Below are 24,173 nucleotides of genomic sequence, written 5' to 3'. Positions count from 1 at the left end.
CCTCCTATACACTTCCTACGCGGTTTCTTTCATAAATCAATTCCAGCCCTTTTAGGGTTAAGAATGGATCAACGATGTCTATACAATCTGATTCGTTCGCAATGAGCGGCGCCAGGCCTCCTGTCGCAATGACCTTTGGTTCCTGTTTTGCCTGCCATTTCATTCGCTTAACGATTCCTTCCACTTGGCCGACATAGCCAAATAAAATTCCAGATTGCATCGCGCTAACAGTGTTTTTTCCGATAATATTGTCGGGCCGGGTGATTTCGATACGCGGAAGCTTTGCTGCACGCGAGTAAAGCGCCTCTGTCGAAATTGTAATCCCAGGGGCAATCGCCCCGCCCATGTATTGTTTGTTTTCATCAATATAGCAGTACGTTGTGGCGGTTCCGAAATCGACAACAATTAATGGATTGCCGTATAAGTGTATCGCAGCGACAGCATTTACGATTCTGTCTGCCCCCACTTCTTTCGGATTGTCATATTTTATATTTAAACCGGTTTTCATACCTGGACCAACAATTTGAGGCTCGATATGAAAGTATTTTGTGCACATTCTTTCTAACGCAAACATGATTGGCGGCACTACTGACGAAATAATAATGCCATCTATCTGTTCAAACATAAGCCCGGAGTGATCAAATAAGGAGCGCAAAATCATCCCAAACTCATCTTCTGTTTTATGCCTGCTTGTTTCTATACGCCAGTGATATTCTAATTTTCCATCATGATATACACCAAGTACAGTATTGGTGTTCCCCACATCGATAACCAGTAACAACCTCTATCACCACTTTTGAATAGTTTCTCTACTTTACTTTTTACAAACATTCTACAATACCATACACGATCAGCGGCTCATTTGTAAACAAATCGATACCAGAATTGGATGATTGCAAAAGCCGCACCTGAGCCCATAATTTACATAAAAAAACTGCCAGCGTCAGCCGGCAGTTTTTTTAGAAAGAAAGCGAATTACTCTTTCGTATCGTCTTTCTTTTCTTCTGTTTTTGTCAGAATGTTTACTTTCACATCATCGTTCTTTTCATCATCTGAGAAATTACGCTCAGGTAATGTTCCATGATCGATAAGGTGTTTGATCTGTTCAGCGTCAAGCGTTTCAACTTTCAGAAGCGTTTGGGCAATCAATTCAAGCTTGTCACGATTTTCAGTCAGGATTTGTTTCGCACGCTCATAACATTCTTTGATGATGCGCTGAATTTCCTGATCAATTTCGTAAGCGATTTGATCACTGTAGTTCTGTTCGTTGTTGAAATCACGGCCTAAGAATACCTGACCGCCCTGAGACTGTCCAAATTGCAACGGTCCCAATTTTTCTGACATACCGAATTCCGTAACCATTCGTCTTGCAATATTCGTCGCACGCTGGAAGTCATTGTGCGCCCCTGTGCTGACTTCACCGAAGATAATCTCTTCAGCAACACGTCCGCCCAAGAGGCCGACAATTTTATCAAGCAGCTCCGGCTTTGTTTGGAAATAACGGTCTTCTCTTGGCAGCATAACAGCATAACCGCCAGCCTGGCCCCGAGGAACAATCGTTACTTTATGAACCATATCTGCCTCATCTAAAACGAGACCGATAACGGTGTGTCCGCCTTCGTGATAAGCCACGATATTGCGTTCTTTCTTGGAGATAACGCGGCTCTTCTTAGCGGGTCCGGCAATTACACGGTCCGTCGCTTCGTCAATATCACGCGCATCGATTTTTTTCTTGTTTTGACGAGCCGCTACAAGCGCAGCTTCATTCAAGAGGTTTTCTAAGTCAGCGCCTGAGAAGCCTGGTGTTCTCATGGCAATTGATTTTAGGTTAACCGTTTCATCCAGCGGTTTGTTTCTCGCATGGACTTTCAATACAGCTTCACGGCCAATGACATCTGGGCGGTCCACTGTGATTTGACGGTCAAAACGTCCCGGACGAAGTAAGGCTGGGTCCAAGATGTCCGCACGGTTCGTCGCAGCAATGATGATAATTCCTTCATTAGCGCTGAATCCGTCCATTTCAACAAGCAATTGGTTTAGCGTCTGTTCACGTTCATCGTGTCCACCGCCGAGACCAGCGCCACGCTGGCGTCCGACTGCGTCAATTTCATCAATGAAGATCAAACAAGGCGCATTCTTTTTCGCATTTTCAAACAAGTCACGCACACGGGAAGCACCGACCCCTACAAACATTTCAACGAAATCAGATCCGCTGATGCTGAAGAAAGGTACGCCGGCTTCTCCTGCACAAGCCTTGGCAAGCAATGTTTTACCGGTACCCGGAGGTCCGACTAAAAGCACGCCTTTCGGTATTCTGGCGCCGAGCTCGGCAAACTTGCGGGGATCTTTCAGAAACTCAACAACTTCAACAAGTTCTTGCTTTTCTTCGTCAGCCCCTGCAACGTCTTTAAATTTGACGCGTTTCTTTTCCTCTGTATACAGCTTCGCTTTACTCTTGCCAAAGTTCATGACACGGCTGCCGCCGCCTTGAGCCTGATTGAGCAGGAAGAAAAACAGAATAAAGATAATGACAAATGGGATGATGGTCGTCAGGAACGTCACCCATCCGCTTGTTTCTTGCGCGGGCTCAACCTTTACGTCTGTCTTTTTCAAAGCGTTAAATATCTGGTCTGCTCCCTTTCCTTCAGGAACATGAGTCAAAAAGTATTGATCTTTGTCGTAGTTTTTCAGCTGCCCTTTTACCTCATAAACACCTCTGACAGGCTGAACCGATACGCTATCAACTTTCCCGTCATCCAGGTTTTTGATGAACGTACTGTACGACATATTTTCTGTTTTCGGATTTGAGGTCTGGAAGTAGCTCACAACCCCGATTACTACTAATAAAATAAGTAAATAAAAAATGGTATTACGGAAGACCCGATTCATTCCTTACCTCCTCCCACAGTAAGCACAACTATGTTCAATAGTACCATAGAAAATCATTCCAATACAAACAATAACCATCTCGGAAGCAGGCTGCCGATCAGCTTTCATAAACTGCCGGTTTTAACACTCCGATATAAGGCAGATTGCGATAGCGCTCAGCATAATCAAGTCCGTAACCCACTACAAACGCGTCAGGAACTTCAAAACCGACAAAGTCTGCTTTGATGTCCGCTTTTCTTCCGCTCGGTTTATCCAAAAGGGTAACAATCTTAATTGATTTTGCTTTACGGTATCGGAAGAGCTCTACGAGATAACTTAAGGTTAACCCACTGTCGATGATATCTTCAATAATTAAGATGTCCCGGCCCTCTACAGATGTATCCAAATCTTTAATGATTTTTACTTCTCCAGAAGAAACCGTAGAATTTCCGTAGCTTGATACATCCATGAAATCCATTTCCAAATATGTATCAATATGCTTGATAAGATCCGCCATAAAAGGAAGTGCTCCTTTTAACACACCGATTGCCAACGGAAATGTATCTTGATACTCGCTCGTTAATTCTGCACCTAACTCTTTTACTTTCTTTTGTATCTCTTCCTCTGAGATCAGTACTTTCTCGATATCATGTTTCATCATGATTTTGCTTGCCCCCTACACTTTTCATGCTGTCTATATTGTAATACAATGCGGTCGCTGTTTGGAATCACAAGATCTTCAAAAATTGATTTTTTCAAGCCAGGTATCCAGATAATTTCACCGCTTGCGTCCGTCACAATCGGCCAGTTGTCTCTTTCTTGGAGAGGCAATTTCTTATCAATAAATATATCCTTTACCTTTTTTGAGCCGTTCATCCCTTTTAGTTTGATCCGGTCTCCAGCTTTTCTCGTCCGGATTGTTAAGGGAAATCGCACCTTTTTTTCACTTGTGATAAAAACAGCATTCCCATGTTCTTCAGGCGAGTCCGCATAATGCCTTGCCTCTATCAGATATCCATTAGGGAGCACTGCCGTTTCATCAGAAGCTCCGCTAATTTGGTATTCAAAGGGAACATTTTTGCACTGCCATTGTTCAAATGTAAACAAACATGTCTGATATGATTTGACCACCTTCAGCCCTTTCGGAAAGTCCAGTACTCCTGAAGGACTGCCATTTTCCGCCCAATCGAGAAACTGCTGAATGTGATGGGCTGAAAAGGATGATGGAACGTTTTCATAAAGATAGTTTAATATTAGTTGAACTCCTCTTCTTTGTAAAGGCATCGGGAGGGCAAGCAATTGAGAGGAATTGATTTCAACTGATGTATTAGACTGGCTTGTGATTACTTTATTCATTTCATCTTTCGTTAATGACTGTAAGAATTGCTCATCTTCCGTCAGTGCTTCACTCACTTTCTGAAACCTTTTATGCACATCCGGAGATTCCTGCTTCAAAAACGGGAGCACTGTTTTTCTGAATCTGTTTCTTGTGTAGTCATCTTTGGCGTTGCTTTCATCCGTCCGGTAGCTCAAGCCGTTTTCACGGCAATAGTGAAGGATCTCTTCCTTTGTAATGGTTAAGAACGGCCTGATAATCCGCCCCGTCCCAAAACGTCTAACCGGTTGCATTCCCGCAAGTCCCGTTCCAAGCGTACCCTTAGCCAGTTTCATAAGCATTGTTTCAACCTGGTCATCACCATGATGCGCAAGAGCCAGATAGTCCGCTTGGTGCTTCGACATGATTTCCTCAAAAAACTGGTAGCGGCAATCGCGTGCTGCAGCCTGCTTATTGAGTCCTTTTTCCTGTGCATATGCGGTTACATTGATTTGAGCCGTTTCGCACACGAGCTGTTCAGCTTTACAATAAGCTTGGACAAAACGCATGTCCTCCTCGGATTCCGCACCTCTGAACCGATGGTCAACGTGAGCTGCAATAACATTCGCTGAACGGCCGCATAACGTATGCAACGCGTGAAGAAGAGCCATTGAGTCCGGACCGCCGGAAACGCCTACAATGATTGTCGCCCCTTTTAACGTAAGATTCTGTTTGTTTAAAAAATCTTTGACACTTTTCACAATGTCCTCCTCACAATGAGCAGGTATTTTAAAGATATTCATATCCTAACACTTTCAACCCCTCCAAGCAAAGAAGAAGCATAGGCTCTGCAGTTTGCGCCATTCAGATTAAGAAAAAGATAATATAGGCGAAATAAAGCGCTAAAACACTGATCACGATAAGCGTTGTTTCAAATAACCCCCCCGACTTAGCCGGTTTCTGTTTTGGGGTATATCGCGTCTTCGTTATTTTTCCTTGGCGCGGTATTTGCTGTCTTTGTCGTGTGGCAGGCTGCGGTGATGCTTTTATAGGCTGTTTTCTTTGTGCTGCTTTTTGCCCCGCGTCTAGCATATCCTTTTTCATTTCATCTGCGGATTGATAATCTCCGTTCAAGGCTGAAAAAAGCGCTTTTTTATACTTTTGAAGCAGCGGGTTTCCTTCGATGAGAGACCTAAGCTGTTCTTTGGGCTGGTTCGTTTTCTTAAATTCTTTTTTATGCACACTGTTGATCATAATCATGGCAACTGCGAACAGATCATAGGATGGCTCTGCCTTTCTTGTTCCATACCCCCAATAGCCTCTGTCATAAAACTCCGTATACTCTTTTATCGCCCGGCCTTCCTTTGTCGTGCCGCCCACATCAATGCAGCGGATCCTTGCGGGCGGACCAGTTACGATCAGATTATCAGGTTTAAGATCGCCGAATATCCATCCTTGCTGGTGAAGCACCGATAAGCTGGATAACAGCTGAATCATTAATACAGGTATCCACTCTGCTCCTTTATCACTGACATACTTCAAAAGCAGCGGCCCTTTTATGTATTCCATTGCATAAAATGAAACTTTCGTATTGGTACCGGGAATATAAGCATCATCCGTATCAAAAAAAGAAGGCCCCATCGTAACGGACTGGGCCTTTGAGAAAGATTTCAAGACATTCACTTCAGAAGTAATAGACAGGCTGTCATCACTCACCTTTAAGGCAACATGTCCATCTGATGCTTCTGCCAAATACACAATTCCATTGGCCCCTTTACCAAGCTGTTTACGCAATGTATAAGTGTTTCCATTCCACTTGCCTTTGATTGTCGTACCCGGCTTGAGGCTACATGCCAAACTCGTCAAAGCGTCGTTCATCATCTGCCAGCATGCCCCTTCTTGAGCGTATTTTTTCAAACTGCAGTGTCGCTTCACGAATCGCCGGACCTGTCGGCGTGATGCCGCCTGTCGAAAGCTTTGCAAAGAGTGTGGAAAGAGATTGCAGCTTCGGTGTCCAGTTCAGCACAAGCTCGACCTCTTGTTTTTTCCCGGGAAATATACACATCGCAAATTCGTTATTCCCAATTCGGGAATTGAGGCTTACAGACAAATCAATCAGGGCCTCTTTTACTGTTGGAAGCTTTGGCGCCATACTTGCACTTGTATCAACAAGAACCAAAACCTGAAGATGCACCGTTTCTCCAAGCTCGTCTACCACTTCCATGACTTCGCCGCGTTTTTCCGGAGAAAGCTCTTCCATTTCCACATTCTTTCCGAGAATCTGTTTCAGTTCTTGATTGACTACACCTTGTAAGGTTTGCGTCATCGCTTTCTTTGTTACCATTTGAACAGTTTGTGAAAGCTGAGATGCATAAACGACTTGGTGCACGCCTCCTCCGGCAAGTGCAATCCCTTCGACTTCCTTCATTGCCTCAGGGTCAATTTGATTTTCTTCCATTATACCAATGACATTTACCGTAATCCCCTGCTCTTTAGCAAAAGCAGCCATTGCAAGCGGGTCTTCCCCATGGTTTGAGCAGCCATCCGTTATCAGCAAAATTTGATTTAAATGTCCGTTGTTCACATTCATTCCTCCTGGAGAATACGAGGATTCTCAGATTCATATATTCCCATCTTCGCCAGAAGAAATTTGATTTATACGGAAGCGTTATGAAATTTCTTGTTTGTTTTGAAAGATTGCCGGAACAGGAATGGATGCCCACTTCGGTGTATTGTGATCAATCCGGACGACAACAACAGTCATATCGTCCTCAATTTGGCCGGATCTTGTGCGGATGACTTCTTCCATAAGCAAATCGGCAATCTCCTGCGGGTCATTTGTTTTCAACCCTTTCATTTTACGCTTCATCCATAAGTCGTGATTTTCCACATGCTTAGGCCCCTCAAAAATGCCATCACTCATCATAATTAAGAGGTCACCCGCTTTCAGCTGTTCACTCACAACCTCCACATCGAATTCATTAATAATACCGATTGGCAGATTGCTCGCTTGAACTTTCATGACCTGGTCACCCCGTTTGATAAAGCTGGGCGTCGATCCAACCTTCAAAAATTTACAGCTGGCATCTTGAAGATCGATAATAGATAGGTCAAGCGTGGAATATATTTCGTCAGTTGTCCTTAGAGACAGTATGCTGTTGATCGTTTTAATTGCTATTTTTTCATCAATGCCCGATTCAAGGATTTTTTCAAGAAGCTTGATCGTTTCATTGCTTTCAAAGTGCGCTCTTGCGCCATTGCCCATTCCGTCACTGATTGCTGCAGCATATTTTCTGGCTCCAAGCTCCATCATGCTGTAGCTGTCACCGGAGACAAGGCCGCCGCCCTTCGCAGCGTGAGCAGCTCCCGTGGACACCCTGTATGATTTTGTTGATCCAAAGGCGACATGGCTGTATCCATTCGGATGCGGAGAGTGCTGTTCGGCTTTCACAAGAATTTGTTCCTCCAGAATGTCAGAAAGCATAGGAGCAATGATTTTTTCACTTTCTCCATGTCCGCTGAACGGAATGGTCATTTCAATATCGATATTTCCTTGTTCAAGACTATAGATCTCGACATGCTGAATCTCAATTCCGAAATGCTGAAGCGCTTCTATGATTTGCTCTTCCTGCAGAAAGTGCTGTTCTCGCTCTCTTTTTATTTCCCGAGAAAAGTCGGCCATAACCTCAGAAACGCCTAAAAGCTGTTCAGCAACAAGGCGCCTGCTGTCTTGGACTTTTTTCTTGAGTGTCAAATGGGCATGATGATGTGCGAGCTCATCCTCAATCAGCTCTTCAACCTGCTTGGATTTAGAACAATACTGTTGAAACTCTTTTTTCAGCCTTCGGTTTGATGCATATTCTTTTTCCTCTGTTTCAAGCATAACTTGTTTCATTAAGTCATATGTTTTATCAAAGTTCTGTACCCAGCACCTGTTTTTCTTGTAGCACGTCTGGCAGGAATGCTCCGTGATTTTGCTTAAGAACAGATCAACTTCGCTGTCATCTGTCTGTTCGTCTGATGCTTGATAAAAGGTTGCAAAGCTTTCAGACAGCGCGTGAAATACATTGGAGAATTGGTCTACCTTCTGAGCAGTGACATCACGGATTTTTCTAGCGTATTGCTGTTGCTCTTGAAGATGCTCGACAGTTCCCGGAATATATCTCGCCACTTTCCTCGTAATAGATTGAGGTGTGAGCAAAAACAGGCCGACTGCGATTAATGACTCATAGAGCGTTGTCATCAGACCGGCAGAGCCTTCACCATATAAAGATATAAGAAGTGATCCAACGATCAAACCAATTGCTGCACCCGCTTTTTTCCCTTCCTTCAGCAAACCGCCCAATAAACCGGAAAAAGCAAGCAGACTCATTTGATATAGGTTTCCGATATTCGCCAAGCCAAGAATCAGGCCGGTCACAACCCCAACCGTACAGCCGATGCTTGCTCCGCCAATAAAGGAAAAACTCAACACAACATAACGAGCCAATATATGCTCTGCCTGCATCCCTTGGTAGGACAAGCCAGCCAGCCCCGTTAAAACAGAGGCAATAAGAATCATAAAGCAAATGATTTCCTCTATTTTTAATGATTGTTTCACTTTTTTCACAGTAAAAATCGGAAGGCTCTGAAGAAAAATCAGTGTTAAGATAAACGAAAGTCCAGCCTCAACGATAGCCATTACATAATCATAGGTTGTAAATACGCCATTTTGGGCATAAACAAACCCGGCTCTTGCTGCAGCCATGGAGAAGAACACGACAATCGGGAGTGCTTTTACACGATCGTCGGTAATGAAGGCAGCCACTTTAGAAAATACGAAGAATGCCATCAATGCCGCCAGTATGAGCAATGAGTGCTTTGGAGATATGGTCAGCGCACCTGCAAGCACAGCCAAAACCGCATAAAACGCTTTGTCTCTTCTGATGAGAAGCATCGCTCCAAAGAAAGGAAGTGCGAAAGGAAGCACCTCGGATAATATGAAAGCCCGTCCAAGCAAAAATCCGATGACAACATAAATGAATCCTTTATAGAAAAACAGTGAATGCAAATGATGAGTCACCAGCTTCGTGCCCCTGTTAAAAAACGATTGGAGTTTTTCCAAAGCTTGTCCCGCCATTGGCCCGTTCACTCTTCTTTCTGCTTTTTCCATTCCTCTCATCTCCCACCTGTTATATTCGTTGCCTGTCATTATAGCGAAAGCACAGATAGGATTTTGTCAAAAGAAGGTAACAATACCAAAGAAATCTTCGACGGTTTCTGCCTTGATATTCGTTTATCAAAAGAATTTCCGGAATGTTGTCTAAAAATGAAAAAAATCGGCTTCTGCAAGAGAAACCGATTTTTTAGGATGACCCGTACGGGATTCGAACCCGTGTTACCGCCGTGAAAGGGCGGTGTCTTAACCGCTTGACCAACGGGCCAAACAAATATGGTAGCGGCGGAGGGGATCGAACCCCCGACCTCACGGGTATGAACCGTACGCTCTAGCCAGCTGAGCTACACCGCCATATTGTTTTGTGCTTCTAAGCACAAGTTATATAATACAAAGGTTTGTCACTTTCGTCAACAGAAACTTTAATGTTGTAATTTTCTGACTCTTAAAGAGGATGAGGATAATAAAAAAGCATCCGTCGGGATGAACGGATGCTTCATTTATTTTATAGAAAGCAGCAAGTTATCCTCTTCTTGCTCCGCGCCCTCCACGTTTTGATTCCGTATTGCGTTTTAAAGATGACAAGCGATCTTCGCTGTCTTTTAAAAACTTATTCATTTTCTGTTCAAAAGATTCTTTCGGACGGAAATCATTTCTAGGTCTGGCTTGCGGACGGTCTTTAGCTTTTTTAATAGATAAACCAATTTTCCCGTCTTTTTCAACGTTGATGACTTTCACTTCAACTTGGTCGCCGACTTTTAAGTGGTCGTTAATGTCTTTGACATAATTATCAGCTACCTCACTAATGTGAACGAGACCGGTTGAGCCTCCAGGCAATTCAACAAATGCTCCAAAATTTGTAATACCTGTAATTTTCCCTTGCAACTTGCTGCCAACTTCAATCGACATAAAAAAAGTGCTCCTCCTTAGGCTTATAAAAAGATCGTTTGCTTAATTATACCTAAATAAAAATTTAAGTGTCAACAAGGCTACTTGCTCTTCTTCTCCACATTGAAGATAATTTCTCCGTCTCCAGACATGAATAAGTCCCTTCTGGCAAGCTCTGTGACGTAATCCTCATCCTTCAATTTGGATATTTCTTCTTTTAAATCCGTTTGTTTTGTCTTTAAACTTTTCAGTTCTTTTTCAAGCTGTTCTTTCTTTTCTTCTTTTGCACTAAGGGAAGATGTTTGGGACCATACAGAGCTTGCCAGCACAATTGCCGTCAGGAATACTAGGGCGCCGAATACAGTTAACCGTCTGTACAGCCCTTTGCGTCTTCGTTTCTTCAGCTGATTTTGCCGTTCTACTTGTTCTTTATAGTCGTTTTGTATTTCAGTTATCGTTCGTTCCCTGGAAAAATTCAAACCAGACGGTCCTCCTTTCATCTCTTCAAAAACCGTGTGATGGTCGTTCTTATGGTTATCAATAGTTTCTTCTTCTTTTTGAGAAATCCTGCACCTTTTTCAAAATAACGTCTAAAAGTTAGACGCATTTTCACAGGAAGAAGTTTCAAACATTGTTTCGCGATAAAACGGATCGGAAAACACAGAACCATGACTATTTTATATAGACACAGCAGGAGAAAACCTATCAGGCTGTATGTTTTCTTGAATAAAAATGCCGCCAGCCAGATGATCGCTCCGCATGTCCACACAATAGGACGAAATAACACGTGCTGAATGAGTTTTTTGAAGAATTGATAAACAGAAACAACAAGGTAAATGACGAATTTCAGTATTTTTATATAGATTCGTTTGCAAAGGCTCTGATACGTCGCAACGCCCAGCAGAACCGCTAAAAAGATGTAAATCCTGAATTCTCCCTCATTTACATGAAGCAAGACATAAAAGAAAAGCAGCCCTTGCATAATCCAGAAAAGAATATCATGAATAAATAATAGCCATCTGGCTGTTTTGGCACGAATGACAAAGAGCCGGTATGTATCAAGCGAAGCACCAAGCCAGAGACCCATACCGGACATCGCCAGCATTGTATAGAATTGTGTCGTCAGCGTCATTTAAACAACTTGCTAAAAAACCCTTTAGCTTTATCCCCTTGTTGTTCGTCTAAGTACACTAAATCAAATACCCTGCCTTTAATCGAAACAATCCCTTTTTCCACATCAAGATTTTTCATCTGCAGGTTTTGGCCTCTGACGGAGAGCATTCCCATCACCGTTTCCAGCAGGAATTCTTCGTTATCAAAACTCTCCACATGCTTAACCCCAGAAATATCTAAATGCTTCCGGCCTTTCATTGTCACATCATGCTGTTCCGGAACAGACGAAGAACCTTTTTGATCATAATATGAATTCATCTATTCAGCCCCCATATCCTCGATACTTTTAGCATTATTACTGCATTGTATGAGGAGGGGGATTTTTTTAGAACAAGCCTATTCGCCGAGTTTTTCTTCTTTTAGAATCGTGTACATGTTTGCAGCTTCTTCTTTTTTCGTCGTGTCTTTCAATTCATTAACTTGAACCGTTACAAGCTTTTGGCCGAAGCGGACCGTTAGTTCATCTCCCGGTTTTACGTCAGAGCTAGCTTTAGCTTGGTTTCCGTTAATAGAGATTCGTCCTTGGTCAGCTACTTCCTTCGCTAGTGTACGCCGTTTGATCAGCCGTGATACTTTCAAAAATTTATCTAATCTCATATCTATGATCTCCTCTCAGTTTCTTTTGCTTCATTCCACAGTTTGTCCATGTCCTCAAGGGACATATCAGCCAACTCGACTCCCTCTTCCTTCGCTGTTTCCTCAATGTATGAGAACCGTCTCCGGAATTTGTCATTAGTCATGGCCAGCGCTTCCTCTGGCTCTATTTTGTAGAAGCGGGCTACATTCACCAGCGCGAATAAAATGTCGCCAAACTCAGCTTTAAGATTGTGTTCGTGAGGAGCTTCAGAAACCTCAGAAGAAAATTCCTTCATTTCCTCACTTACCTTTTCCCAAATATCGCTGACGTCTTCCCAGTCAAAACCGACATTCGCTGCTTTTTTCTGCAATTTAGCAGCTTTCGAAAGAGCTGGAAGGGTTTTCGGTACGCTGTCTAGTAACGATGATTCAGATGTATTTTTTTCGGCCTTTTTTATATCTTCCCAATTGGCCAAAACATCGTTTTCATCCTGAACCTTAACATCTTTAAACACATGGGGATGTCTTCGGACCATTTTTTCACTGATTCCTTTTATGACATCATCAATTGTGAAATAACCTTCATCTTCACCAATTTGTGCGTGAAGCAAGACCTGAAGCAAAACGTCGCCAAGCTCTTCGATCATATGGTCTGTGTCTTCTTCGTCAATAGCTTCGAGAAGCTCATAACATTCTTCAATCATGTACTGCTTTAATGACTGATGCGTCTGCTTTTTATCCCACGGACATCCATTAGGTCCGCGAAGCTCTCTGATGATGCTTCGGAACGTGGAGAATTCGTGATAAAGCAGCTTCTCTTCTTTAATCGGCGGAATATACACACTTGTTAAGTTGTTCAAGGCGACATTGCGGTCCAGCTCAAATAATGGCACTGTCCTGATCTCCTCGCCACGGCTGCCTGCTGCAGTCACAATGACGACCTCATAATCATCAGGCAGCTTCTCCATCAATGTCAGCTTGACTTCAGAAGCCGTCATTTGGTCGTAAACCTGACATATGATCAGATGATGTCTGAGCTCAAGCTCATCCGCGGACAATGTGCCGGCATCCACAAATTGAAAACCTTCAATCGGGTCAATTTGCAAGGCATTGAATGTGGCATCAAGGAAACTTTGTCCCCCCGCGACTTTCACTTGAACGTTTTCCTTTTCCTGCCGCTCCGTCAGCAGCTGAACTGTTTTTTCTGCGACAAAAGGATGTCCCGGCACAGCATAAACCACGTCCTCACGCCGCGCCGCTTCAAAGAGGGTATCCGCAATTTCTTCATATACCGCCTCGAACTGATCATGTTTCTCATATATATCATCAAAGAAACGGATGTTCTTCGTTTCTTTTTCAAGCTCCTCAATTAAAGGATGATCCTTGGTTCTGACATACAGCGTATCTGCCTTCGTCAGCAGCTTGTGTATACCAATTGTCAATTGGTCCATGTCTCCGGCACCAAGTCCGACGACTGTAATTTTACCCGCCATTTTGTTCTCTCCTTCTCATGAATTTGCTTAACTTGCTGCCGAATGGCACACTGTTCAGCTCTTCATCTGTAAATATTCCCAATCTCATCATACAATAAATAAACACCGCGCCACCAATGGCAACAGCAGAAAGACTCTCAATCACAGCCGCTCCTCTTCCTGTTGCAGGAAACAAGAAAGTCCAGAGACGCGTATACGCAAGCAAAACAGCTGACATCAAAAGAGCAGATCCAATAATCGGAATCAAAACGCCTCTAAGCTTATCGAGCCATTCCTTTTGCCGAAGCTGATACAAGTTAAGGCCGGCGACAGCCGCAAAGGAAGCAGCTGTCGCAAGCGATGCGCCTTCAATCCCATAGCGCGGAACCAAAAGTGTGTTTAACACCCATTTCACCGCAACACCCGCGCCCACCGCTATCGCAGGAAAAACTGTGTACCCCGCTCCCTGTAAGACTGCCGCTGCCGTTACCGCCATAGATGCAAACAAAATGGAACAGCTAAATACTTGTAACGCACCTGTCCCTTCTCCATTTTGAAACAGCATGATATTTACCGGCTTTAGAATGCAAATCAACCCAACCGATGCGCCTGTACCGAGCACAAGGCATAGTTTCAAAGATGACGTGATTTTTTCTTTCATGATCTTCAGCTCTTTGTTTTTTACAGCCATAGAAATATACGGAACGAGAGACGTCGCAATGCTTACGGCAAAAACTGAGCCGAGCTGCAGCAACGGTTGTCCCCGATCATAGATCCCCTTCAGGCGTTTTGCTTCTTCGCTTGCCTCACCACCTGAAAGCAATGCATATAAATTCAAAGCATCAACAAGCTGGATAAACAAAAGCAGCAAACTGCTTACACAAATTGTAACCGAATATAAAAGCAGTTTTTTCGTCAATTCTTTTGTTGTGATGACATTTTCGTTTTGCCTATCCGTTTGGTTGTCTCTTTTCGTTTTGAACCAAAAAAACCCCAGTATTATCAATGCAACCAAACTTCCGGCAAGAGAGCCTGAAGCGGCTGCCGCTCCCGCAGTATAAAGCGAGGCTCCCTTTTTCACGAGCCAAAATGATAAACCCAAGAGCACCGCAACACGCAGAAACTGCTCTGTCATCTGTGATAAGGCTGAAGGGAGCATTTCGTGCCGCCCCTGAAAACCGCCTCTAAGCAACGCGACAAATGGGAACAGCAGAAACGCGTATGCGGTCACTTGAATTAACACGGCTAGATGCGAATCCCCCATAAAGAGTGCAATAGGAACAGCACCCAGATATAAACAAAGAAATAATAAAATACCGATTAAAGACAAAAATAACGCTGATATTTTTAATATAGTGTGATGATTTTTTTCACTATAATCATTCATCAGTTTTGAAATAATGACTGGAAATCCTGATGTGGACAGCATGACCGCAATACCAAGAAAGGGATATACCTGCTGATATATATAAAATCCAACATCGCCGACAATGTTTTGAAACGGGACTCTGTAAACAGCGCTTAAAATTTTTGTGATGACGCCTGCCAGAATTAAAACAAAAGCCCCCTGCCAAATCCAATGCCGTTTAACGCCTATTGAATCGTCCATCCAAAAGCTCCTTCCCAACGTCAGGGGCAATACGGTTCACGTATTACCGCGGCACAAATAAAAACGAGGTTATTATACCACATCCCAACCCTTGGATTCCTTTTTCGGCACGCATGAAAAAGAACAGCGTCCCAAGGAGAGCTGTTCTTTACATACCTATTTTCGAAGAAAGGAATAAGACCTACTGTTCCATTTGACGAGCCAAAAATCCAGCTGCTGTTTCAACGGCTTTATGCTCTACTTCGCCCATTGTCTGATCTTTTGAAAAGATCACCACAGCACCTATCGGATCACCGTTCGCCACAATTGGGCCGACAGTATAAGAATTCATGTCCTCATCAATTCCATTCACAAGCTGTACTGATTTCGCATCACTCTCAAGCACGGAGCTGCGCTGATCCATTGTTCTTTCCAGCATTTCGCTGATTGACTTGTTTAAGTAATCTTTTTTGGAGCTGCCGGACACGGCAATATATACATCACGATCACAAATCAGCACTGAATGGCCGAGGCTGTCGTAAAGCGCGTCTGCATACTCCTTTGCAAAGTCTCCAAGCTCACTGATCGGAGAGTACTTTTTCAAAATCACTTCTCCGTCACGATCTACAAAAATCTCAAGCGGATCGCCTTCCCTGATTCTCAGAGTTCTTCGAATTTCTTTAGGAATCACGACCCGACCTAAGTCATCAATACGACGTACGATACCGGTTGCTTTCATCTCTGGTGCCTCTCTTTCATTTGATGGTATATACATGTGGGAAAGACCTAAAGCAGTTACTTTATGTACCTTCCGCCTCGCTTGAAATTAGTATCCGTCACATCAAATGTAATATACACCAGAGAGTAACAAAATTTACGTTGATGAAATGGTTTGTTTTTTCACATCTTTTAAGCCCTTCAGCATGCCCAGCACGGTGTCGAGCCATTCATCAGCACTACGGCCTTTCGTCTGTATGGAGATTTTGAGTTTTTTGCCTTCCATTCCCAGTCCGATTTGTCTGCCATATTGATTGCCAAGCTCAAACAGCTTCTGCCCGTCAATTTCAGCACTTGCTTCTTCAGAAATCGTCAATCTGACAGCATCTTTATCCTGCTTAATCAGCTCGACACGTTCCTGTCTCGCATAGACTTTCATTTCTGCAACAGTAAACAAGTATTCGACTTCTTTTGGATAGTTTCCAAAGCGGTCGATCATTTCATCTTGAAGCTCATTCTTCTCTTCGATTGTCGCCACAGACCTGAAGCGTTTATACATATCAATTTTCTGTTTGCCGTCTTGAATATAAGTTTCCGGAATATACGCATCAAGCTCGACATCAATTTCTGTTTCAAACTGCTCTGTCTTCGCTGTGTCTCCTTTACGCTCCTCAATGGCCTCCTTCAGCATTTGTGAATAGAGGTCAAATCCGACCGAATCGATGAAGCCATGCTGCTGGGCACCAAGAAGATTTCCGGCTCCGCGAATCGTTAAGTCACGCATTGCGATTTTAAAACCGGAACCTAGCTCTGTGAATTCTTTAATAGCCTGCAGCCTTTTTTCAGCCACTTCTGTCAGCACTTTATCCCGGCGATACGTGAAGTACGCATACGCCACACGGTTAGAACGGCCGACACGCCCCCGCAGCTGGTAAAGCTGAGAAAGTCCCATCTTGTCGGCGTCAAATACGATCAGCGTATTGACGTTCGGGATGTCCACGCCAGTTTCGATAATGGTTGTGCTGACGAGAACGTCTGATTCTCCTTCAAGGAAACTTAGCATAACGGTTTCTAATTCATTTTCTGTCATTTTCCCATGCGCATATGCTACCTTCGCGTCAGGGACTAGCATTGAAATTTCATCCGCTTTCCGCTCAATGTCCTCTACCCGGTTGTACAAGAAATAGACCTGGCCTCCGCGTGCAAGCTCACGTTCAATCGCCTCTCTGACAAGAGCGCCGTTATATTCCACAACATACGTCTGTACGGGGAAGCGATTTTCCGGCGGAGTCTCGATGACTGAAAGGTCCCTTACGCCAAGCATAGACATATGCAACGTACGCGGAATCGGTGTTGCTGTTAACGTTAATACATCAACATTGGCTTTTATTTGCTTGATCTTTTCTTTATGGGTTACACCGAAACGCTGCTCTTCATCAATGATGAGGAGCCCTAAGTCTTTATACACGACATCCTTTGATAGCAGCCGATGCGTCCCGATGACGATATCAACCGTTCCGTTTTTCAGCCCTTTGATTGTTTCGTTTGCTTCTTTTCGCGTTCTGAACCTGCTGAGAAGGCCGATATTAATCGGATAGTCCTGGAAGCGCTCTTTTATGGTTTCATAGTGCTGCTGTGCCAAAATTGTTGTCGGAACGAGCAGAGCTACCTGCTTTCCGTCACCGATCGCCTTAAACGCGGCACGTATGGCAACCTCTGTTTTACCGTAGCCCACATCTCCGCACAGCAAGCGGTCCATCGGACGTTCTCTTTCCATGTCTTTTTTGATTTCGTGAATCGAACGGAGCTGATCCTCAGTCTCTTGATAAGGGAAAGCCGATTCGAATTCACGCTGCATCTCATGGTCAGGAGAAAACGCATAGCCCTTGCTCGCTTCTCTTTCGGCATACAGCTTAATTAAGTCGTCAGCAATATCCTGAACGGATGTCTCTACTTTTTTCTTGACCCGCTTCCATTCACTTCCGCCTAATTTATACAGCTTTGGCTCTTTTCCTTCGGAGCCGACATATTTTTGGACCTGATCAATTTGTTCTACAGGGACGTAAAGCTTGTCACTGCCCTGATAATGTATATTTAAATAGTCTTTATGAATGCCGTTGATTTCAAGAGTTTCGATCCCCAGGTATTTTCCGATCCCGTGATTAATATGAACGACATAATCTCCAATTTGAAGCTCAGAATAGCTTTTGATGCGTTCTGCATTGGTAAGCTTCTGTTTTCGCGGCTTCTTCTTTACACGGTTTTTGAACAGTTCTTCTTCCGTGATAACGGCAAGCTTCATTAACGGCAGCTCAAATCCTGATTGGAGCTCGCCTTCCATGATATAGACCTGTCCCTGAACAAGCGCTTTTTTGCTGTCTGTCATGGCAGCCTCGATATCATAATCAGCCAAAACAGATGACAATTTCTGTGTACGTTCCTTGTTTGCTCCTAAGAACACAACAGTGAAATTTGATTTTTTAAAACGTTCCATTTCGCCCGCAAGCACGTTCATTTGGCCATGGAAACTCTGCATTTGCCGGCCTGACACATTGACGATATTTTGCGGGCTCGTATGGTGTACATGCCGCAAAAATAAAGAGTAGTACAGCAGAGGCCGTTTTTGCTCAGCCACTATTTTTTGGAAGCTGAATGACAAACGAATGTCATGCAAAATCTTCCCTTCCTCAAGAAGATTTGTTATAAACTCCGCTTCTTCTTTTTGAAGCTGTTCTTCCATCTCATGGATCCGACTGACTTCATCCAAAATCAGAAGTGTATTATCAGGTGTATAATCTAGTAAACTAGCAGGCTTTTCATAGAAATATGAGAGATACTTCACGAGCTCCTGATCTGTCTGGCCTTCAGACAAGCGTTCTTTATCGTGAGAAATATTCGCATGAAGTATTTCTTTTTGTTTGTCAGCCTTTAATTTTTTCAAGCTCGCGGCAAGACCACTATCGATTTTCTCCATCGCCCGCGCTTTTTCTTCCGGTCTGATAATTAATTCCTTCGCGGGACCGATATTGATCGAGGTAAGGGTCTCAATTGACCGCTGATCATCTGAATTAAAGCTGCGGATTGAATCCACCTCGGTGTCAAAAAGTTCAATTCTCACCGGATTCTCTGAAGTCAACGGATAAATGTCAATGATTCCCCCGCGAATACTGAATTCCCCGGGCGCAGAAACCATATCAGACCGCTCATACCCTACCTCTACCAGCCGTGAGGCAAGCTGGTCAGGTTCAATATCATGGCCTACTTGAATGAGCATCTGGCTGCTTTTCCACACCTCAACAGGCGGCAGCATTCTTCTGATTGCAGCTACCGGAGCAACGACAATTGGCGCTTCTCCATTCGTTAGTCTATTAATGACATCTAATCGCTGCGCCCGCAATTCAGGGCTTGCAACTGCGATTTCTGATGAAATGAGTTCATTGACGGGGTACAAAAGGACAGACCGATCCTCTAGAAGTGAAGTCAGATCATCTGTTACTTTCTGGGCTTGATATAAGTTATGGGTGATTAGAAAGATAGGCTTATTGGTTTCATTAGCCAGAGCAGAAGTAAAAACAGAACGCGCGGAACCCGACAGACCCGCGAGCAGCTGTTCCTTCAGGCCCTCGTGTAAACCGTTGATGATGGATTTAAAGTCATCGCTTTCTTTTATAAAGGTTTGAATGTTGTCCATATGGCCCCTCCTCTCTGTTTCCTGCGAGAACAGAAAAACGCTTTGGTCTAGTGTCTACACCAAAGCTTTTTATTGAATAAATGTGTGATATTCGTGGTAATGCGGATTTCGGTCAAGCGCCTCTTGGCAGTCTTCACATATCGTCAAAACATGGACATCTCCATTTTCTTTATAAGAAATCATATCGTTTCTTTCCTCATTTGTTAAGTGCTGAAATCCAAGTGAGTCTGTCGATACCATTGAAGATTCGAGACTGCCTACTTTCACTCCGCAATGACGACAATAATAATGCAAAGCCATACAAGGGACCTCCTGATGAAAAAGTCATTTTGGTGTAGTATGGACTTTGTTGTTACATTTTATACCTTTGCGTTAAATTCGTTCATGACTTCTAAAAACGGTTTACTCAAAGAAGCCTCACAAGCCTTTACAGATTTATCAACCGCTTCTTCGATCTCAGGTGCCTCCTCCTTGGTAAAGGAGCCTAACACATAATCAACGACCTTCATGCCGTTTACAGGCCGGCCGATTCCGATGCGGATACGGTCAAACTCGGACGTTCCAAGATGCTGGATCAGTGATTTGATGCCATTGTGCCCTCCGGCGCTTCCTTTCGTTCTTAAACGGATCTTGCCAGTCGGAAGGTCAAGGTCGTCGTAAATGACTGTCAAATCTTCGTTATCGACATCATAGTAGTCCATTAAAGGCCGCAAACATTCTCCTGATAAATTCATATATGTAAGCGGTTTAACAAGTAGAACCTTTTTGCCGGAAACAAATCCGGTTCCGTATAATCCGTTAAATTTATTTTGATTCAGCTCTATATTCCATTCCTTTGCAAGCTGATCTATCACCATAAATCCGACATTATGCCGTGTGTTTTCATAGTTCTTCCCCGGGTTTCCGAGACCGGCAATCACAAGCATGGCGAATCCTCCCTTAGTCACATAACTCCCGTCTTCATAAACGGGCTATAATTCTTCTCATTCTAGCACAAAAGACGTAACCGCGGGAGGGTTACGCCTTAAGCTATTATTGTTCGTTTTCACCTTCTGGCTGAGCATCGGCAGATTCCTCTTCATCGACCTCAGCTGCTTCCTGCTGCTGCGGAGGAAGGATTGAAGCCACAACCTCATCTGATTCATGATTAAAGGAGTAGTCACCGCCAGCAGGCAAATCTGCAATCGTCAGTACTTCATTTACATCGAGGCTTGAAATATCAGCCTCAATCGTTTGCGGAATGGCTTTTGGCTTGGCCTTTACAGTAAGTGCATATAACGGCTGCTGCAGTACGCCTCCGTTTTTCACTCCAATGGCTTCTCCGGTCAGATGAATCGGAACTTCCACTTCAATGTCCTCACTCATATTAACTACTTGAAAATCAGCATGAGTGATTTCATTTTTCAGCGGGTCCGTCTGCAGGTCTGTTACCATGACTGAGTGCTTTTCTCCGCTGACCTCAAGCGTAATGACTGCATTTTTGCCTTCGTCCCTCAGCGTTTTGATGAGCTCAACACTGTCTAATGACACAGGTTTGTTACCCGTATCCTTCCCATATATGATACCTGGAACATGTCCTGAAGTACGGATATTCCGAAGAGACGAACGAGTAAAGTCCGTTCTTTCTTTTGCCGTTAAAGTTGCCATATTCAGCACCATCCTATTGTCGTTTTAGTTGTCCTATTACAAACAATACCCATAACGATAAGGATTTAAACCTCGAAAAATGGTTTAGCTGAACAGATAGCTGACTGATTGCTGCTCATGAACGCGAATAATCGCTTCGGCCAGAAGCGGTCCGACTGAAAGCTGCTTAAAGCGTTCAATTTTCTTTTCTTCAGGAAGCTTGATGCTGTTTGTCACAACAAGCTCTTTAATTGTTGAATTATTAATCCGTTCAACCGCAGGGCCTGATAGTACAGGGTGTGTACAGCATGCATATACTTCTTTCGCTCCGTTTTCAACGAGCGCATTAGCAGCAAGTGTAATCGTACCTGCAGTATCAATAATGTCATCGATGAGGATAGCAGTCTTCCCTTCGATGTTACCTACAATATTCATGACTTCCGCCACGTTTGGACGCGGACGGCGTTTATCGATAATCGCAATTGGCGCTTTTAGTCGGTCAGCCAGTTTGCGGGCACGTGTCACACCGCCATGGTCTGGTGAAACAATGACGATATCTTCAAGATTTTTGCCTTCAAAATATTCTCCTAAAATCGGAACACCCATTAAGTGGTCAATCGGTATATCAAAGAATCCTTGAATTTGCGGCGCATGCAGGTCAAGTGCAATCACACGAGTCGCACCGGCTGTTTCAAGCAGGTTAGCGAAAAGTTTAGCTGTGATTGGCTCACGGGATCTTGCTTTTCTGTCTTGACGCGCATAACCGTAATAAGGAATAACAATGTTAATCGTTTTTGCAGAAGCGCGTTTTAACGCATCTACCATAATCAGCAGTTCCATAATATGCTCGTTAACGGGGTCACTTGTAGACTGGATGATGTAACAATCACATCCGCGAATACTTTCTTCGATATTAATTTGGACTTCCCCGTCACTAAATCTTGTGACAGAACATTTCCCTAATTGAACTCCAACTATATCTGCGATTTCTTTTGCAAGCTCTGGATTCGAATTCAAAGAAAAAATCTTTAAATTCTTATCTCCGTATTGATTAGACATGGATAAACCTCCGAATTTAGGATTATTTTTTATGAATATTTTTCACATAATCGTCTTTATTTACTTGTCTCGCTCTGGCAATAGCAAGTGCTTTTCCAGGTACATCTTCCGTAACAGTTGAACCTGCCGCCACATAAGCGCCTTCTCCGACTGTGACAGGGGCAACCAAGTTGGAATTGCAGCCGATAAACGCGCCATCTTCAATTTTTGTCAAATACTTATTCTTTCCATCATAATTGACAGTAATTGAACCGCAGCCCAGGTTTACATCAGTGCCTACCTCAGCATCGCCGACATAGCTTAGATGAGATGCCTTGCTTCGGTCTCCGAATTGAGTCTTTTTAATTTCTACAAAATTCCCGATCTTCACTTCATTCCCGATGACAGAATCAGGTCTGATGTGAGCAAAAGGTCCTATGTTTACATCATTCCCCACTTTACTGTGATTGACTACCGATTGTTTAATAACCGTACGGCTGCCAATGGCACTATTCATAATCTCCGTATGAGGGCCAATAATCGTATCTTCTCCGATTTGCACCTCACCTTTGATCATAGTTCCAGGGTAAATCACAGTATCGCTTCCGATAACAGCGTCAGGAGAAATATACGTATTCATCGGGTCAATCAACGTCACGCCATTTTGCATATGCCGTTTATTAATGCGCTCTTTCATAAATTGTTCTGCCTGAGAAAGAGCAACTCTATCATTAACTCCGAGCGTTTCTTGGAAATTACCAGTCTGGTAAGCGGCAACAGTTTCGCCTTCATTTTTAAGAATCTCTATGACATCCGGCAAATAATACTCGCCTTGTGCATTGTCATTAGACACCTGATCAATAGCCCGAAATAGCGCTTCATTGTCAAAACAATACGTACCGGTGTTGATCTCAGTTACAAGACGTTCTTCTTCAGAGGCGTCCTTATGCTCAACGATTTTTTGAACCGCTCCGTTTTCGCTGCGAATAATGCGGCCGTATCCAGTTGGATCTTCTGCAACCGCAGTTAAAATCGTAGCTTTCGCTTCTCTTTGTGTATGTTCTTTCAGCATCTGTTCCATCGTCTCTGCTGTCAAAAGCGGCGTATCTCCGCAAATGACAATCGTGACGCCTTTTTCGTCAGCAAGAAATGGCTGTGCCTGTTTTACAGCATGAGCAGTGCCAAGCTGTTCTGCTTGAAGCGCGTACTCGCTTTTATCACCAAGCTGCTTTTTCACTTCTTCCGCACCATGTCCGACAATCGTGACAAGCTTTGATAAAGATAATTTTAAGGCTTCGTCCACGACGTGCTCTACCATAGGCTTACCGCAAACTGGATGAAGGACTTTATAAAGCTTCGATTTCATTCTCGTTCCTTGTCCAGCCGCTAAAACAACTGCAAACCGCTTATCCATTTATTGGCCTCCAATATCCCTTTTATCCATAGAAAAATATATCCTAAATATCTTCTGATTTCAAGGAGACTTCATGAAGTGCAAGAATTTTCTATTGAGTGCAACTAAGTTTGAAAAATCAGAATTAAAAAAGGACCGCCGGCAAAAGGCTTATGTCAGCCCTTTCAGCAGTCCTTGCTTTTTGGTTATTTTTTAAGAAGCTCCAGCTTCTTCGAATTCTAATGCTTCAGTGTCACCCAGACGATGATACTCATTTAACACGGCATCTTGAATCTTTCCTCGCGTGCTTGAATTAATAGGATGAGCAATATCGCGGAACTCTCCATCAGGGGTGCGTTTACTCGGCATCGCAACGAAAAGACCATTGTTTCCATCAATCACACGAATATCATGTACAACAAATTCGTGATCCAGCGTGATGGATGCAATCGCTCTCATGCGACCATCGGTATTCACGCGGCGTAATCTTACGTCAGTAACTTCCACAGTAGTTCACCACCTTTTCCCTATATAAAAGCATTAGTGTATCAATTCCACGATTTTTTCTGAAATCCTGCTCGTTTTTAAAATATTTTTTGAAAAAATAGGATATAGTTACACAATTAGGTCATAAAGCTTTCATTTTGGGCATAAGGTAAATAAAAAAGTGATC

22 protein-coding genes and 2 tRNA genes are annotated in these 24,173 nt (G+C 43.5%); all 24 read right to left on the bottom strand.

Annotation, left to right across the window (positions count from 1 at the left end):
• Positions 1–4: 4 nt before the first annotated feature.
• The 24 genes from NST79_RS00420 to spoVG all read right to left on the bottom strand — a co-directional run bounded on the left by NST79_RS00420 (position 5) and on the right by spoVG (position 24,007).
• Positions 5–781, bottom strand: coding sequence for a type III pantothenate kinase (locus NST79_RS00420; protein ID WP_010886388.1), 777 nt, complete (start codon positions 779–781; stop codon positions 5–7).
• Positions 782–975: 194 nt separating this feature from the next.
• Positions 976–2,889, bottom strand: a complete 1,914-nt coding sequence (ftsH, locus tag NST79_RS00415; RefSeq protein WP_003243881.1) for an ATP-dependent zinc metalloprotease FtsH — start codon at positions 2,887–2,889, stop codon at positions 976–978.
• A gap of 97 nt (positions 2,890–2,986) precedes the next feature.
• Positions 2,987–3,529, bottom strand: a complete 543-nt coding sequence (gene hpt, locus NST79_RS00410; RefSeq protein ID WP_003226700.1) for a hypoxanthine phosphoribosyltransferase — start codon at positions 3,527–3,529, stop codon at positions 2,987–2,989.
• Positions 3,526–4,944, bottom strand: coding sequence for a tRNA lysidine(34) synthetase TilS (tilS, locus tag NST79_RS00405; RefSeq protein ID WP_106074239.1), 1,419 nt, complete (start codon positions 4,942–4,944; stop codon positions 3,526–3,528). The genes hpt and tilS overlap by 4 nt, the downstream gene beginning before the upstream one ends.
• Positions 4,945–5,047: 103 nt before the next feature.
• Positions 5,048–6,064, bottom strand: coding sequence for a serine/threonine protein kinase PrkT (gene prkT / locus NST79_RS00400; RefSeq protein WP_106074238.1), 1,017 nt, complete (start codon positions 6,062–6,064; stop codon positions 5,048–5,050).
• The gene (locus tag NST79_RS00395) at positions 6,030–6,767 is read right to left on the bottom strand and encodes a VWA domain-containing protein (protein WP_003243782.1); all 738 of its coding nucleotides are present in this window, start codon (positions 6,765–6,767) and stop codon (positions 6,030–6,032) included. The genes prkT and NST79_RS00395 overlap by 35 nt, the downstream gene beginning before the upstream one ends.
• Before the next feature lie 84 nt (positions 6,768–6,851).
• On the bottom strand, positions 6,852–9,335 hold the full coding sequence (gene spoIIE, locus NST79_RS00390; RefSeq protein WP_212059548.1) for a stage II sporulation protein E: 2,484 nt from the start codon (positions 9,333–9,335) through the stop codon (positions 6,852–6,854).
• A gap of 199 nt (positions 9,336–9,534) precedes the next feature.
• A tRNA-Glu gene (locus NST79_RS00385) sits at positions 9,535–9,606 on the bottom strand.
• A gap of 9 nt (positions 9,607–9,615) precedes the next feature.
• Positions 9,616–9,692: transfer RNA gene (locus NST79_RS00380), tRNA-Met, on the bottom strand.
• A 168-nt stretch (positions 9,693–9,860) separates the two neighbouring features.
• On the bottom strand, positions 9,861–10,247 hold the full coding sequence (locus NST79_RS00375) for a S1 domain-containing RNA-binding protein (protein ID WP_003218379.1): 387 nt from the start codon (positions 10,245–10,247) through the stop codon (positions 9,861–9,863).
• A gap of 80 nt (positions 10,248–10,327) precedes the next feature.
• Complete coding sequence (gene divIC / locus NST79_RS00370; RefSeq protein ID WP_003243211.1) at positions 10,328–10,705, bottom strand: cell division protein DivIC; 378 nt, start codon at positions 10,703–10,705, stop codon at positions 10,328–10,330.
• 17 nt (positions 10,706–10,722) lie between these two features.
• Positions 10,723–11,358, bottom strand: coding sequence for a spore cortex biosynthesis protein YabQ (gene yabQ / locus NST79_RS00365; protein ID WP_003243260.1), 636 nt, complete (start codon positions 11,356–11,358; stop codon positions 10,723–10,725).
• Complete coding sequence (yabP, locus tag NST79_RS00360) at positions 11,355–11,657, bottom strand: sporulation protein YabP (protein ID WP_003226714.1); 303 nt, start codon at positions 11,655–11,657, stop codon at positions 11,355–11,357. The genes yabQ and yabP overlap by 4 nt, the downstream gene beginning before the upstream one ends.
• A 78-nt stretch (positions 11,658–11,735) precedes the next feature.
• Positions 11,736–11,996: a S4 domain-containing protein gene (locus tag NST79_RS00355; protein ID WP_003226716.1), complete on the bottom strand. Its 261-nt coding sequence runs from the start codon at positions 11,994–11,996 to the stop codon at positions 11,736–11,738.
• A 2-nt stretch (positions 11,997–11,998) separates the two neighbouring features.
• Positions 11,999–13,468 (bottom strand): nucleoside triphosphate pyrophosphohydrolase, encoded by a 1,470-nt coding sequence (gene mazG / locus NST79_RS00350; RefSeq protein ID WP_144482711.1) that lies wholly within the window; start codon positions 13,466–13,468, stop codon positions 11,999–12,001.
• Complete coding sequence (locus tag NST79_RS00345) at positions 13,458–15,056, bottom strand: polysaccharide biosynthesis protein (protein ID WP_212059550.1); 1,599 nt, start codon at positions 15,054–15,056, stop codon at positions 13,458–13,460. The genes mazG and NST79_RS00345 overlap by 11 nt, the downstream gene beginning before the upstream one ends.
• A gap of 181 nt (positions 15,057–15,237) precedes the next feature.
• Entirely contained in the window at positions 15,238–15,774 is a 537-nt protein-coding gene (gene spoVT / locus NST79_RS00340; protein WP_003218365.1) for a stage V sporulation protein T, read from the bottom strand.
• Between the two features lie 135 nt (positions 15,775–15,909).
• Complete coding sequence (gene mfd, locus NST79_RS00335; RefSeq protein WP_003243453.1) at positions 15,910–19,443, bottom strand: transcription-repair coupling factor; 3,534 nt, start codon at positions 19,441–19,443, stop codon at positions 15,910–15,912.
• Positions 19,444–19,512: 69 nt separating this feature from the next.
• Positions 19,513–19,743 (bottom strand): anti-sigma-F factor Fin, encoded by a 231-nt coding sequence (gene fin, locus NST79_RS00330; protein ID WP_003243417.1) that lies wholly within the window; start codon positions 19,741–19,743, stop codon positions 19,513–19,515.
• A gap of 59 nt (positions 19,744–19,802) precedes the next feature.
• Entirely contained in the window at positions 19,803–20,369 is a 567-nt protein-coding gene (gene pth, locus NST79_RS00325; protein WP_003226727.1) for an aminoacyl-tRNA hydrolase, read from the bottom strand.
• A 106-nt stretch (positions 20,370–20,475) separates the two neighbouring features.
• A complete protein-coding gene (locus tag NST79_RS00320) occupies positions 20,476–21,090 on the bottom strand; it encodes a 50S ribosomal protein L25/general stress protein Ctc (protein ID WP_003243443.1) in 615 nt (204 codons plus the stop codon).
• 84 nt (positions 21,091–21,174) lie between these two features.
• Positions 21,175–22,128 (bottom strand): ribose-phosphate diphosphokinase, encoded by a 954-nt coding sequence (locus tag NST79_RS00315; RefSeq protein WP_003218353.1) that lies wholly within the window; start codon positions 22,126–22,128, stop codon positions 21,175–21,177.
• 22 nt (positions 22,129–22,150) lie between these two features.
• Positions 22,151–23,521 (bottom strand): bifunctional UDP-N-acetylglucosamine diphosphorylase/glucosamine-1-phosphate N-acetyltransferase GlmU, encoded by a 1,371-nt coding sequence (glmU, locus tag NST79_RS00310; protein ID WP_029317168.1) that lies wholly within the window; start codon positions 23,519–23,521, stop codon positions 22,151–22,153.
• Between the two features lie 192 nt (positions 23,522–23,713).
• Positions 23,714–24,007: a septation regulator SpoVG gene (gene spoVG / locus NST79_RS00305; RefSeq protein ID WP_003218346.1), complete on the bottom strand. Its 294-nt coding sequence runs from the start codon at positions 24,005–24,007 to the stop codon at positions 23,714–23,716.
• Between the last annotated feature and the right edge of the window lie 166 nt (positions 24,008–24,173).

It is taken from the genome of Bacillus sp. PS196 (genome assembly GCF_037963555.1).
In the GTDB taxonomy this organism is placed as follows: domain Bacteria; phylum Bacillota; class Bacilli; order Bacillales; family Bacillaceae; genus Bacillus; species Bacillus subtilis.
This window is presented reverse-complemented; position numbering and strand designations above follow the sequence as displayed.

Excerpts from the sequence above, each read along its gene's own strand:
- pth (WP_003226727.1), bottom strand. The coding sequence starts at position 20,369 with ATGCTTGTGATTGCCGGTCTCGGAAACCCGGGGAAGAACTATGAAAAC.
- yabQ (WP_003243260.1), bottom strand. The coding sequence starts at position 11,358 with ATGACGCTGACGACACAATTCTATACAATGCTGGCGATGTCCGGTATG.
- ftsH (WP_003243881.1), bottom strand. The coding sequence starts at position 2,889 with ATGAATCGGGTCTTCCGTAATACCATTTTTTATTTACTTATTTTATTA.
- NST79_RS00355 (WP_003226716.1), bottom strand. The coding sequence starts at position 11,996 with ATGAGATTAGATAAATTTTTGAAAGTATCACGGCTGATCAAACGGCGT.
- mfd (WP_003243453.1), bottom strand. The coding sequence starts at position 19,443 with ATGGACAACATTCAAACCTTTATAAAAGAAAGCGATGACTTTAAATCC.
- NST79_RS00320 (WP_003243443.1), bottom strand. The coding sequence starts at position 21,090 with ATGGCAACTTTAACGGCAAAAGAAAGAACGGACTTTACTCGTTCGTCT.
- prkT (WP_106074238.1), bottom strand. The coding sequence starts at position 6,064 with ATGATGAACGACGCTTTGACGAGTTTGGCATGTAGCCTCAAGCCGGGT.
- spoVT (WP_003218365.1), bottom strand. The coding sequence starts at position 15,774 with ATGAAAGCAACCGGTATCGTACGTCGTATTGATGACTTAGGTCGGGTC.
- NST79_RS00375 (WP_003218379.1), bottom strand. The coding sequence starts at position 10,247 with ATGTCGATTGAAGTTGGCAGCAAGTTGCAAGGGAAAATTACAGGTATT.
- yabP (WP_003226714.1), bottom strand. The coding sequence starts at position 11,657 with ATGAATTCATATTATGATCAAAAAGGTTCTTCGTCTGTTCCGGAACAG.
- NST79_RS00315 (WP_003218353.1), bottom strand. The coding sequence starts at position 22,128 with ATGTCTAATCAATACGGAGATAAGAATTTAAAGATTTTTTCTTTGAAT.
- hpt (WP_003226700.1), bottom strand. The coding sequence starts at position 3,529 with ATGATGAAACATGATATCGAGAAAGTACTGATCTCAGAGGAAGAGATA.
- fin (WP_003243417.1), bottom strand. The coding sequence starts at position 19,743 with ATGGCTTTGCATTATTATTGTCGTCATTGCGGAGTGAAAGTAGGCAGT.
- glmU (WP_029317168.1), bottom strand. The coding sequence starts at position 23,521 with ATGGATAAGCGGTTTGCAGTTGTTTTAGCGGCTGGACAAGGAACGAGA.
- mazG (WP_144482711.1), bottom strand. The coding sequence starts at position 13,468 with ATGGCGGGTAAAATTACAGTCGTCGGACTTGGTGCCGGAGACATGGAC.
- NST79_RS00345 (WP_212059550.1), bottom strand. The coding sequence starts at position 15,056 with ATGGACGATTCAATAGGCGTTAAACGGCATTGGATTTGGCAGGGGGCT.
- spoIIE (WP_212059548.1), bottom strand. The coding sequence starts at position 9,335 with ATGGAAAAAGCAGAAAGAAGAGTGAACGGGCCAATGGCGGGACAAGCT.